Here is a 12,413-nt window from a genome sequence, read left to right as displayed (position 1 = left end):
CAGGTCGATGGACAGGACGGCAGGCAGGCGCATGGGGAGCGCAGGGGAGAGCCAAAAGCCAAAATACTTTTGGATCAAGAGCAATATGACCGCGGAGTACGAAGGAGGACGCAGGGAATACGGAGCTGTTACCCCGCGTAACCCCGTGTTCCCGCCTTCAGACGGCCGCGGTGCAGTTAATTCATAAGCAGTGTGACCACGGGGTTGCGCAGGGCAAATCGGATACGGCTGCGAGGCGGGATCGAAACCGTTACGCCAAAGAAAGAGGCGGCCGTGAGGCCGCCTCTTTCTTTATAATCTGGGTTAGACGAAGCGTCAACCCAGGTCCGGGTGGGGAACGTCCTCCATCGGCTTTGCCGGAAGAAACTCCTCGGCCACTCTCACCTTCACGTGGGATGCCAGTCCTGTGACCCTGGCATCGACGATGTTCCTGAAACGCTGGCGGACGACGCGCACGCGCACCTCTTCCCTGCTCTCCCCGAAACTTTGCATGCGGCCTTCTGACTTGTCTGCCACGTTAACAAGGTAGGTGCCCATCTCGCCGTCAATGATGGCGGTCTTCCCCTTCTCCATGGCAAAGAGATCCTCCTGCATCTCCTTGAAAAATGTGTCCCCCTGGTAGACTGTCACCTGCTTGAACTCCCCTGTGCTCCCATGTGGGCTTTTAGGACCTGCGGTGGCGTTGGCCGCTTGGCTGAAGGAACCGCCGGCGGCGAGGATCTTCCTCCAGACAGCCGGTGTTTCCTCGTCTACGGCCATTTTGTAAGCGATTTCAACGCTGCCCGGAACGGTAAAGAAACCGGGATTCTGCTGATAGTAGGCGAGGAGTTCTTCGTCCGTCAGTTCAAACTGGGACTCCCGCTCCACCAGGTCCAGGAAGCTGTGATAAAGGAATGTTTTCCTGTAATCGTAAAACAGTTGCAGGACGTACTCCGGAACATCCCCCGGCCATCGTCCGTCCTTGTAATATTCCTGTGCCATGCGCCCAACGGCGACCTGCCGGAGGGTTGCCCCCAGATCCGATCTCACGACATTTGGCCAGGAACTCATCGGGTAGTTGGTCCTGTACGTAGCGTAGCTCTTGCCGTTAATGAGTCGGAAAAGCCGGTAAGAGATCTCGTCATCACCCACCATTGCGACCGTTTCGTCCAGGAGCATCCCGCCGGTGAACTCCTCGAAAACTGCTTTCTCGAGGGCATCCTCCCTGATCTCCATATTCAGGCTTTCAATGTACCTCTGCATCCTGTCGGCCATCCATTGCTGCGAAAGTTGTTCCCTGATACCATCCATGTAGTCTGCCTGAGCTTTTTCATCCATGTCCTGCCGCTCCAGCACCAGGACGATGGCGCTGCCGATGCCGGTCCTTATGGGCCCGTAGACATCGCCCTCAGCGAGGTTGAAGAGCTCGGCGTCGTCCCACCCCTCGAAGAACCCGGAACCGGGAAACACCAGGCCGGTCTGAGGCAGTTCACGGCTGCTGGGCGCCATACCGGTATCCAGGGCGAGAAACTCCTCACGGTTCGAAACACGAGCCAGGATGTCCTCCGCGGTTCCATCCTCAGGCAGCAGTTTCACTGCAAAATTCATCTGTACCCACCGCTTCGGTATCCGGGCGGCCAGAGAATCGGGGTCCACTTCCGCATTAGCAGTGAACCATCGAGTGAAGGTGCCGGCCAGGGCGGTACGGACAGTCAGGTCGAACCTCTGTCTGAAAAAGCGCTCCTTGTGGAGGCCTTCCTTTTCAGCCTCCTTGATTGCGGCATAGTAACGGTGAAAGGACGGCAGGGCGTCGTAAACAGGGTCGACTCCGCTTCCTCCGCCATGTGCACTGCCCTCAACCTGGCCTCCCATCACCCTGACGCTGAACCGCTCGAGTTCCTCAAGGGTCACCGGGGTGGAATCTAGCCATGCCACCACCTGCCCCTGGGCGTATGGGTCCGAAAGGTTTTCCCATCCGCCTTCCCGATACCTGTCCAGGGCGCCTACAACAACCCCTTCCTTCTCAGAAGCGGTTGGGCCAGCAGGCTTTTCGAGACACCCCCACTGGAAAGTGAACAGCAACATGACAGTCCCAAAAAGCAGCAGTCCCTTACTGTATTTCATGGTTTTGTCGACCTCCGTAATGGTACTTAACGTGATCACAATAAAAAGGGGGGCAGCGGCGCGAACTCCACCACTGCTCCCCGTCAATGGCAAGGCGATGCTTTTATACCACTACTGGATCACCTCGACAACCGCGTCCCTGTCCTTGGCCCAGCGGCTGGACATGAACCCGCCCTTCATATAGACGATCTTGCCTTCCTGATTGACGATGAAAAAGGAGGGCGTGTAGGGGAAGTTAAAGCGCGGGGGCAGCTTGAAATCGGGGTCCAGGAGGTATTTGACCCCGTACTTGAACTTGGACTCGTAGGCGTTGACCGCGTCGGCTCCCATCATATCCATGGAGATGGCCACCACGTCGAACTTGCCGGGCATATCGAGCTGGAGGCCAATAAACGCCCCCATCTCGCCCTGGCACGCACTGCATGCGGTGGTCATGAACTGGAAGAATGTGAATGGTTTGTCTGAAATGTTCTTTTTCAGGTCAGTGGGTGCGCCGTCGAGGGTGGCAGCTAAAAGGCCGTCCGGGAGAACATCCCCGACCTTGAGTGGGCCTGCCTCGACGGCGGCCGATTCGTCAGCCGCGAAAACGGGGGCAGCCAGCATGAGGGCCACCAGGGCCACAGCGATGATTACCGGAAATCTCCTCATTTTTACCCCTTTCCTCGGGAAAAACCGCATTGATAAACCTTCTTCGGTCAAAAAAACCCCCCAGGGATTACAGGGGATGCGGGGGCCCGGAGCGCCATGCTCCGAGCCCCCGCGTTTCAACCATAGGATACTACTGTTTCACAAAGCCTGTCTCTTAGTACAGGTGGCAGTACTGGCAGAAGGCCTCGTGGTTGGGGCCCTTGTTCGCATCGGGGAAGTTGGGCACGAAGTCGTTGGCACCGGTAATCGCACCGGCCGTAACCGGGATATTAGCATCCTGAGCCTCGAGGATCATGTTGGCAGAATCGGTCTCTGCATCGTGAACCTGGTGGCAACTGTCGCAGGACATGGAGTCGGTGGCAACAGCCCAGGTGACGTCTTCAAGAGTAGCCCTGGTAGTATCGATATCCTCGAGCCAGGCCTTGGTGACGACGATGTCGAGGATCCCGTTCGTCCGGCCAACGGTATCGCCGGTCATGGGGTGTGTACCCACCGGCATGTGGCAAGCCTGGCAGAAGTCGTCGCGCCCATCGACTACCTCAGCGGCCTCGTTGCCGTTGTTGCCGTCGGTGAATGTGGCGAGCAGCAGGTGGTTGCCGGGGGTGGCGGCGCCGAAGTTGTTCTTGTCAGGCTCGAGCTCGTGGCACGACTCGCACACGATGCCGATGCCATCAGCAACGGCAGGCCGGAACCGGGACCAGCCAGCGGCGGTGGCGTTGGCGCCGTCGACACCAGTCCAGGCGGTACCGGCCGTGTAGACGTTCGCCAACTGCGGGTTCAGGCCGGTTGCTGTAAGGTCTTCACCCGCGCCGACGTGCCCCATGAAGTGCGTGCCGTCTCCGAGCTTCGTGTACCCCGGGGAATCCGTGTTGACGATGGTGGTCAGGAATGCAGCAGCGCCGTCGAGAACCGGCGACCAGTGGGGCGCGTCGTCGAAGTTGAAGTGGCAGTCAAAGCAGGTCTGGCCCATCTGGGCGTTAGCAGCGTCGGTAGCCGGAACAGCGTCCCTGCCGTTGTTGACTGGGAGCCAGTCAGGGTCGAGGCCGATGCCGTCGGCGCTGGCCCAGTTGTGGGCGCCGGAGGAGCTGTGGCATGTGCGGCAGGTCAGCAGGTTGGCGGCAACGTTCTCAAGGTAGGGCACGCCTACGGGGTTGAAGGTCACGTTGGCCGGATGGTGCCCGGCGATGGAACCCGTGTGGCAGTTGTTGCAGATCGCGTTGGAGCTGTCCCTCAGGATGAAGGCGTAATCGACCGCGCCCTGGACCACGTCGGGCCTTTCAACTACAGTGGCTACCGCGTTGGCGGTGGGGTGCATGACGTGGCACGACTCGCAGATGGCCACGGGGGTCATGCCTGTGGCGAAGGTTGTGGCGTCACCCTGGGGCCAGTTGGCCGGGAAGACGGTGACCCACCCGTTGTTGGAGGGCGTGATGCCGTCCAGGGGGTGGGTATAGCCAGTTGCGCCGGGGTCGACCGCGCCACCAACGACGGTGTAGTCAACAGACTCAGTTCCGTTGTGGCACGCCTCGCAGAAGGCGTTGTCCACGCCGAAACCGGAAGCTACGGAACGGGAGAGGCCCGTGGGTGCAACATAGGCGAGGGCGGTGGAGCTCTGGTCGATGTTCAGGAAGTTGGAATAAGGTGTGTGCGCCGTGGCGGTCCCGAAAAGGAGGTTATCGTCCGCGTCGCCCTGGGCACCGTGGACAGCGTGGCAGGTAACGCACACGACGCCGCCGGTGGCTCCGCCAGAGAGGTGACCACCTAGGTTCCAGCCGTCAACAACGGCCGACAGGCCGACCTGGAAGTCGGCGCTGATCGCAATGGTCTGGGAAGCGTCGTTGAGGAGAGCATCAACGTCGGTGCCCACGGGGTGGGAACCGGGGTTAGCAAGCCTCGTGTTGGCAGGGCCCCAGGTGGCAATGGTCGCCAGCTGGGTAGTGAAGCCGGTGGTGGCGTCATAGTGCCTGTTGGGGTGGCACGCGCCGCACATCGCGTCCAGGTCGGTCCTCAGGAACGGCCGGTTGGCGTCGTTGTGCACGTTGTGGCAGGAGGTGCACTCCATGCTCGGCGCAGCATCGGACACGTAGGGCAGCGCCGAGGAGGTCAGAAAACCGTTGGCGGTGTTGTCGGGGTACTGGTCGTAGGTCATCTGGGCCACATCACCGTGGCTATAGGTGCCGTAGACGTAATCGTCCGACTGGGCCGGGATGGTCACGCCGGCATACGCGCCGCCGGAGAAATGGCAGGCAGCGCACAGGTTACCGACGATGCCACCGCCGGCAGCCGCGCCCGGGTCGGGGAAGAGGCGATCACCCTGGGTGCCGTGGGGCAGGTGGCACGGGGAACAGACACCCGCCTTCACGATACCTGAGTACGCCAGTGACATGTCGTGGGAAGTGAGGGCGACGCCAGCAGAGGCGGCCATTGGGATTGCCAGCAAAGCCGCTGCGGCAAGGATCACAAGAATCTTTCTCATCATAATTCTCCTTTTTGAATGAAATCCGTCTTAAATCTTAGTTATGAAAGCTCCCACGCTCTCATATCCGGTATCGCAGGCCCTTTTCCGTTTCTTTTCACCTCCTTTTCGCGCCCGAACCCGGACCCGGGGTCCTGGCCAACCATGGATATTGCGTCATTATTTTCAAGCCTTAGGTAAGGCCGCCATGAACTTTTCTGTCGCTCCTTAGCCCTAGTCCTTCTTAAAGGTTGTCTTTTTGTCCCACTGGACGGTGCGTACGGAGAAGTACTTCTCGAAACCGTGCTTGGCCCACAGGCGGCCGTCAGGGGTGAAAAAGATTCGGCTGATTGCGCCGACATCCAGCTTGGGCCGCTCTCCCCCCAGTTCCGGATCCGGCGCCAGGGGTGTGCCGCCGATGTGATACAGGTACTTGCCCTTCTTGGGATCGAAGGCCTGGATGGAGCCCACTCCCGAGTCGGCCACGAGGATGCTGCCATCGACCGGGTTCTTCAGGAAATCACTTACCCCCAGGAATCCGCCGATAAAGCCGTCATGGGTCCCCTCTTCGCCTATAACATATTTGACATCCATGGTTTCCGGGTCGAAGGCAACAATACGGTGGACCAGGGGTTCGCCGGCCCAGGCGAGGCCCGGTTCGATCTCCATCATGATCCCGGCGCCAATCGTATCCATGTGCTCTCCGTCCCGGACATACCCTCCCCGCCAATCAAGGAGTTCTCCCGTTTCAAGGTCCACCTCGTAGAAGATAGGAGCCCGGTTCTCACTCACGAGAACCAGACCCGAGGAGCTAACGAAAGCCGCATTGGGTATGAGGCGTACCTTTTTTATCCTCTGTTGAAGGAGGGACCAGATATCATCCCGGTCGTCGGGGGGGAGAGTCGGCTTGAAGGCCCACCTGAACTGGCCGTCCAGGTCAAGGGCCAGGAGGGTGCTGGAGAAGGCGTCCACCAAAAGGATGAGGTTCTCGTCCTCGTAGATGTTGATCCTGTCCGCGTTCTTGAGCTTAAGGTTGTGCTCTGCGTTAAACCTGCTCAGGGGAATTGTTGTGAGCACCTCGAATTCCGGAGGGGGTGACAGGTGTACAATCGTCCCCTTCTCGCCGGTCGCCAACCACAGGTCGCCCTCACTGCCTACAGCCAGGCCCCAGGCATCCGTGGTAGAGTTCCGGCCTAAGAATCTTACCTGTTCGACCTCGGCGGAGGGTACCGCCACCATGTCGATCTTGATGACTTCCGCCGCCTTTTCGGGTTCCTTCAACATGGTCTTTTCCGCGGCAGACCGTGCTGTTTCCTTGCCGGTGATATCCTTGCCGGTGACCGCGTACCAGTAATCCTTGCCGAACTCTATGTCGGCGTCCTTGAAGTTGTCGGTCCCCTGCACCGAGGAGAGGAGGGTCCAGGGGCCCTCGGCACTCTCGGAGCGGTAGACGTTGGAGATCACCGAACCTGGAGATGGGGTCCACCGGACACCGATGCGCTTGTCCTGGGCGTTTGGACGGAGCATAACTCCCGTAGGCGGCTCAAGGGTGACGATCTTGATGACACCGCGCGCACTCCTGGGGCTTTCAGCTCCGGAAGCATCCACCGCCGTTACTTCGTAGACATGCTCACCAGCGGCCTCGGGCGCGAGCCCCATGTACTGGTTGGCAGGAGACTCCGCCACCTTCTGTCCGTCCATATACACGATGTACTTGACGCCACCAGGGACAGGGAGCCACATGGCGATGATCTGGTTGCCCGCCAGCATGGGCTGGCCCGGCAGCCAGTTGGGGGCCGTCAGAGCCGCAGACGCCACCTGCGGCGCCGCCGCGGCGAAGGCAACGGCCAGCGCCATGAACAATAAAGCAAGTGTCTTGTTTTTACCTGTTCTCATACCTGTCGTACGTCTCATTGAAACCTCCTTCTTCTAATGGTTACGCAAGTTTCGTTCCACTTTCATGTCAATTATGGCGGATATGGGTACGGCTTTTCCTCTTTGATTTCAAACAGTTAAAGGCACTGGTCCATACCGCCCTCACCCTGCGTCGATTCGGCTCTGAATTATGGGAGAATACACCCATACCCTGCGGTATTTGCCCCAATGCACCGGTATGGGAGTAGGGGAGTAAGGGGGAGTGAGAGTATGGAGGTATGGAGGTATGGGAGTAAGGGAGTGGGCGGATTGAGAGTATGGAGGTATGGGGGTATGGAGGTAAAACCCAATAAATCCATTCAGAGGTCTCAGATCCATTCCTCATCCCTTGTCCTTGAATGTCCATTTGCCCGCGTTGTCTATCATGCTGATAATCTGCGCAATGATCACCCGGTATGCCGTGTCCAACTCAGTTAAGGTCTCTTCACCCAGATAACCGCACTTCTCCGCGAATTTCAGCCACACCTGCGTCTCACCGGCCTCAGCCTCAGCATCACTCAACTTGGACACAAATGCTCTCTTGTACCTTCTTTTCCTCCATGCTTCCGCGATATTGGCGCACACAGAACGCGAAGAGCGCCTGATCTGATCGACAAGAGAGTACCTTTCCTCCACCGGAAAGGACTTCGTAATTTTGAAGATCTGCATAGCCGTATCCATCGCACCTTGAAAAACCCGCAGATCTTCATAATCTTTGACGAACTCTTTATTGCCGGTAATTGGTTTACTCTCTTCAGGAAATGATCTATATGATCAAATGGTTACGTTGCTCCTTCTATACAGAATTTACCCCCTTACTCCCCTACTCCCTTACCTCCATACCGCGACAATACGCCAGGTCACAGAAGCTCGTGCTTCTTCATCCTGTACCGCAGCGTGTCCCGGGAGATTCCCAACAGCCGGGCGGCCCTGGACTGGTTGTTCCTGGAGCGGGAAAGGGCCTCCTCGATGAGGCGGCGTTCCATCTCATCCAGGTTCAGGGTGTCGGTACCACCCGGCCGGGCCTGCACAGCCTCCCTGCTCCTCAGGGCCAGGGCCCCGGCGTCGAGCACCTCGTCGGCGGAGAGGATCATGGCCCTTTCGATGACGTTCTTAAGCTCCCGCACGTTGCCGGGCCAGCCATACTCCTCCATGACCCTCACGGCCACGGGCTCGATGCGCTTGATCTTCTTGCCCAGGTCCCGGCTGAAGTCCTCAAGGAACTTCTCGGCCAGGGGGATCACGTCCTCGGGACGTTCCCTGAGAGGGGGCACCCTTATGGGGATGACGTTGAGCCGGTAGAAAAGGTCCTCCCGGAACGCCTTTTCCCTGATCCGCTCTTCGAGGTCCCTGTTGGTGGCCGCAATGATCCGCACGTCCACCGAGATGTCCCTGGTGCCGCCGACCCGCTTGAAGGTCCGCGTCTCCAAAAACCTCAGCAGCTTGGCCTGCAGGGCCAGGTCCATGTCGCCGATCTCGTCGAGAAACAGGGTCCCGCCGTCGGTGATCTCGAAAAGGCCTTTCTTCAGCGTCCTGGCGTCGGTGAAGGCCCCCTTTTCGTGGCCGAACAGCTCGCTTTCCAGCAGTTCCCTGGGAAGGGCGGTGCAGTTCAAGGGCATGAACGGCATATCCCTGCGGCCGCTTTCGAAATGGATCACCTGGGCCAGGAGGTCCTTGCCGGTGCCGCTTTCCCCCGTCAGCAGCACGGTGGTGGCGTCGGACAGGACGATCTTCCTGGCCACATCCACGACCTGTTCCATGGCCCCGCTGGCGTAGATAAAACTGGAAAAACTGTACCGGGAACCTTCCTGCTCCCGGTAGCGGCTCACCTCGTCCCGAAGCCGCCGGTTTTCCAGCGACTTGTCCACCACCATGCGCACTTCGTCCAGGTTGAACGGCTTGGGGATGTAATCGAAGGCCCCGTCCCTCATGGCAGTGACGGCGACCGAAAGATCCGAGGTCGCTGTGACCATGACCACGGCGCAATCGGGCCGCTGCTCCTTGATGCTCTTTAAAAGGTCCAGGCCGCTCATTCCGGGGAGCTGGATGTCCAACAGGACGAGGTCCGGCTCCTCGCGGTCCATGAGGGCGAGGCCCTCCTCGGCCGAGGCGGCCAGGACGATCTCGTAACCGTGCTCGACGAGGTTCTGCTGGAGGGACCAGCGGATGAGGTATTCGTCGTCGACGACGAGGATGCGGCCTTTAGAGGCCATCTTTTTTCACCACAGAGGACACAGAGAACACCTCAACCGAAAAACAAGGGGAAAGACACAACATCGAAAAACTGAAAGCTTTCACCACAGAGAACACAGAGAGCACAGAGTAAACCTCAAACAAAAAGGGGGAAAAGCAAAAACTGAGACACAGTTCGGGTCCCCCGGCAAAGCCGGGGGGGTTCCCTAAGTACTAAACATCAAAGAACAAACCTTCTTATACCATCCTTCAGGAGGCGAACGTTGAAATTTATCAATAAACCGGTCCTTATGCCAGATAATTTCATATATGTAAGAAGTTGGGCTTCATGGATCGGGAGCAGTTTTTCGACGGACTTGATCTCAACGACCAGGGAATCCTCAACAAGGAGGTCCATGCGGAAACCGCAATCCAGCTCGGCAGATTTGTAACGGACCGGCAAAGGGAACTGTCTCTGGAACTCCACACCCTGCAAAAGCAGTTCATGGCACAGGCATTCTTGATAGGCCGATTCCAGGAGGCCTGGTCCCAGTTCCCTGTGCACTTCAATGGCGGCGCCTATAAGCCTGCCGGTCAAGGGATCATTGTCGGCCATTTACGCTTGTCCCGCCTTTTTCCCCTGTTTCGCACACATGGAAAAATCGTAAACAGGTGGCATCACCCAAAGCCATAAAAGCCTTTCCCCCTGATCCAGCCCTTCTCCGCTCTTCTCTGTGCCCTCTGTGGTGAAAGCCTTCAGCGCTTTAACGGCGTACGCCCAAGCCTTTCCCCCTGATCCAGCCCTTCTCCGCTCTTCTCGGCGCCCTCTGTGGTGAAAGCCTTCAGCGCTTTAACGGCGTACGCCCAAGCCTTTCCCCCTGATCCAGCCCTTCTCCGCTCTTCTCGGCGCCCTCTGTGGCTCTGTGGTGAACGCTCTTTACGCTCTGACGGCATACGCCTGAGGATCCCCCCTAAAGAGATTTGTGCTTTCCTCCGACTTTCTCCGTGGCTCCGTGGTGAAAAATGCCGCTTTTACAGGAACCGTGCCTTCCCCCCTGTTTCGCTTTTCCTCTGTGTTCTCTGTGATCTCTGTGGTAAAAATGCCGCTTTTACAGGAACCCGAGATTGCTTCACATGGGTTTAGTATCTTTCACCCCCACCTCAGTCCTCCCCCCTCAAGGGGGAGGAAGATTAAGGAACTGGACTATTTTAGGGTTCGCGATGACAAGCCTTACTCCAGATTCAGCCTTCCTCAGCATCCTCTGTGTTTTGAGGTTGAACCAGCTCTTTTCGCAAATAGATCCTGAAAGTGGTCCCCTCGCCCACCTTGCTGCTGACGGTGATGCGCCCGTCGTGCTGCTCTACGATGCGCATGGTAATGGGCAGCCCGAGGCCGGTGCCCTGGGTCTTGGTGGTAAAGAAGGGGGTGAAGATGCTGCGCAGCTTGTCCTCCTCGATGCCGGAGCCCGTGTCGGTGAAGGAGATCATGACGTAATCGGCCGCGGGATGGACCTCCCCGAGATCTTCCTCCGGAGCCGTCCGCACCGTGACGGTCAAGGTTCCACCCTGCCGCATGGCCTGGATCGCGTTCACCGCCATGTTGAGGAACACCTGGCGGATCAGATCAGGGTCCACCGGAACTGTCGGCATCTCCGGGTCGATCTCAAGGTCGATGGCGACGCCCTGCCCCTTTATCTCGGGCATCTGCTCCACCAGGAACAAGGTCCTTTCCATGACCTGGCCCAGATCAGTGGGGACGATCTGGGGAACCGACGGCCGGGCAAAGTCCAGGAGTCCCCGGATGGTCGAGTCGAGGCGCTCGATGAGCTTGAGGATCTCCTGGGTCACCGGCTGCCTCGGGTCATCATCGGAAAATTCCCTGGCCAGTATCTGGGTGGCGCCGGCAATACCGGCCAGGGGGTTCTTGATCTCGTGGGCGATGCCGGCGGCAAGCTCCCCGAGGGTGGCCAGCCTGTCCGCTCTTTTCAGCTGCTCGGCATGGAACCTCTTGAGTTCCTGCTCTGAGTGGTCGAGCTGCTCAAGCATGGAGTTCAGGCTCTGCGCCAGCCGTCCGAGCTCGTCCTGCCGCCGGATCTCGGCCCGGGCCTTGAGGTTGCCCTTTTCCGCCTTGGCCATGGTCCGCACCAGCCGGTTTACCGGCATGTTGACCAGGATCCACATGCTGATGCTGATGGCGATGACGACAAGAATGACGGTCGTGAAGGTGGTGGCGAAAAGGAACCGGCTGTTGGCGGCGATCCTCTTTTCCGTCGGGGCCATGGACACGCAGACGTCCAGGACGCCCAGGATCTCCCTTTCGTGACCGTGGCAGCGCCGGCACTCGAGGGCGTTTTCGATGGGCTGGACCATACAGAACGACCGGTGACCGCTCTCTTCCGACTTGAAGGGGCGGGTCCTCTCCTTGCTCTGGTAAACGGAAAAGTCGAGGGAATCGACGGCAAGGCCCACCTCCTCCGGATCGGCCGAGTAGGTGATGATCCCGTCCTCGTCGAAGACCCGGACGGTGTCGATCTCCGGAACGGCGCCCACGTTGGCGACAATCTTCTGGACATCCTTCTGGCAGAACCCGCTCATCTCCACGATGATGGAGTTCATGATCGTCGCCGACATGATGGTGGCCTTGGTCATGGCCTCCTCGATGGCCTGCTGCTGCCAGTTGCGCTTGGTCAGCATGGCCGTGGTGCCCAGCGCGATGGCCAGGATCATGGCGATGATGAGGTTGACCCTGACGGCCAGGTGGCGGGTCAGCATTTACAGGCTCTCTTTCATGGGCAGGTGTCCGCGTGTCTAAGTGGCTAAGTGGCCAAGTATCCAAGTATCCAAGTACCTATGTGGCCAGGTATCTGGTTCTCCATATATCTGGATTCCGGATAATCCCGCTCCCGGCGTCGATTTCCGGAATGACGGGGCACTGTGCCCATACGCCCCAAGAGCCTTGACGCAGAGTTACGCAGTTCATCCGCCATAGCTGGTCGAGAGGCGTTAGCAACGGTGGAAGACGGCTCACTGGTAGGCCGCACGTCCCGCGGAGTTTCGCAGTCAGGTCCTAGAAAAAATCCGGATTCTGGGGTTCCACTGCGGCCCTCTGCGACAGCGCCTG

General features: G+C 58.8%; 8 protein-coding genes. All 8 read right to left on the bottom strand.

The genetic code is table 11. The annotated features are described in order from the left end of the window. Positions 1-315: 315 nt before the first annotated feature. The 8 genes from P1S46_04175 to P1S46_04140 all read right to left on the bottom strand — a co-directional run bounded on the left by P1S46_04175 (position 316) and on the right by P1S46_04140 (position 12,064). Positions 316-2,103 (bottom strand): peptidyl-prolyl cis-trans isomerase, encoded by a 1,788-nt coding sequence (locus P1S46_04175; protein ID MDF1535684.1) that lies wholly within the window; start codon positions 2,101-2,103, stop codon positions 316-318. A gap of 111 nt (positions 2,104-2,214) precedes the next feature. Beyond that, on the bottom strand, positions 2,215-2,751 hold the full coding sequence (locus P1S46_04170; protein MDF1535683.1) for a TlpA disulfide reductase family protein: 537 nt from the start codon (positions 2,749-2,751) through the stop codon (positions 2,215-2,217). 154 nt (positions 2,752-2,905) lie between these two features. After that, the gene (locus P1S46_04165) at positions 2,906-5,227 is read right to left on the bottom strand and encodes a cytochrome c3 family protein (GenBank protein ID MDF1535682.1); all 2,322 of its coding nucleotides are present in this window, start codon (positions 5,225-5,227) and stop codon (positions 2,906-2,908) included. A 213-nt stretch (positions 5,228-5,440) separates the two neighbouring features. Beyond that, positions 5,441-7,120, bottom strand: coding sequence for a hypothetical protein (locus tag P1S46_04160; protein MDF1535681.1), 1,680 nt, complete (start codon positions 7,118-7,120; stop codon positions 5,441-5,443). A gap of 342 nt (positions 7,121-7,462) precedes the next feature. Beyond that, the gene (locus tag P1S46_04155; protein MDF1535680.1) at positions 7,463-7,861 is read right to left on the bottom strand and encodes a four helix bundle protein; all 399 of its coding nucleotides are present in this window, start codon (positions 7,859-7,861) and stop codon (positions 7,463-7,465) included. Positions 7,862-7,980: 119 nt separating this feature from the next. After that, a complete protein-coding gene (locus P1S46_04150; GenBank protein MDF1535679.1) occupies positions 7,981-9,333 on the bottom strand; it encodes a sigma-54 dependent transcriptional regulator in 1,353 nt (450 codons plus the stop codon). 200 nt (positions 9,334-9,533) lie between these two features. Then, a complete protein-coding gene (locus P1S46_04145; protein MDF1535678.1) occupies positions 9,534-9,908 on the bottom strand; it encodes a GxxExxY protein in 375 nt (124 codons plus the stop codon). Positions 9,909-10,534: 626 nt separating this feature from the next. After that, positions 10,535-12,064: an ATP-binding protein gene (locus P1S46_04140; protein ID MDF1535677.1), complete on the bottom strand. Its 1,530-nt coding sequence runs from the start codon at positions 12,062-12,064 to the stop codon at positions 10,535-10,537. Between the last annotated feature and the right edge of the window lie 349 nt (positions 12,065-12,413).

The sequence above is a fragment of the bacterium genome (assembly GCA_029210545.1).
Taxonomy (GTDB): domain Bacteria; phylum BMS3Abin14; class BMS3Abin14; order BMS3Abin14; family BMS3Abin14; genus JARGFV01.
This window is presented reverse-complemented; position numbering and strand designations above follow the sequence as displayed.

Coding starts and splice junctions, on each gene's coding strand:
- P1S46_04175 (MDF1535684.1), bottom strand. CDS start 2,103: ATGAAATACAGTAAGGGACTGCTGCTTTTTGGGACTGTCATGTTGCTG.
- P1S46_04170 (MDF1535683.1), bottom strand. CDS start 2,751: ATGAGGAGATTTCCGGTAATCATCGCTGTGGCCCTGGTGGCCCTCATG.
- P1S46_04165 (MDF1535682.1), bottom strand. CDS start 5,227: ATGAGAAAGATTCTTGTGATCCTTGCCGCAGCGGCTTTGCTGGCAATC.
- P1S46_04160 (MDF1535681.1), bottom strand. CDS start 7,120: ATGAGACGTACGACAGGTATGAGAACAGGTAAAAACAAGACACTTGCT.
- P1S46_04150 (MDF1535679.1), bottom strand. CDS start 9,333: ATGGCCTCTAAAGGCCGCATCCTCGTCGTCGACGACGAATACCTCATC.
- P1S46_04145 (MDF1535678.1), bottom strand. CDS start 9,908: ATGGCCGACAATGATCCCTTGACCGGCAGGCTTATAGGCGCCGCCATT.
- P1S46_04140 (MDF1535677.1), bottom strand. CDS start 12,064: ATGCTGACCCGCCACCTGGCCGTCAGGGTCAACCTCATCATCGCCATG.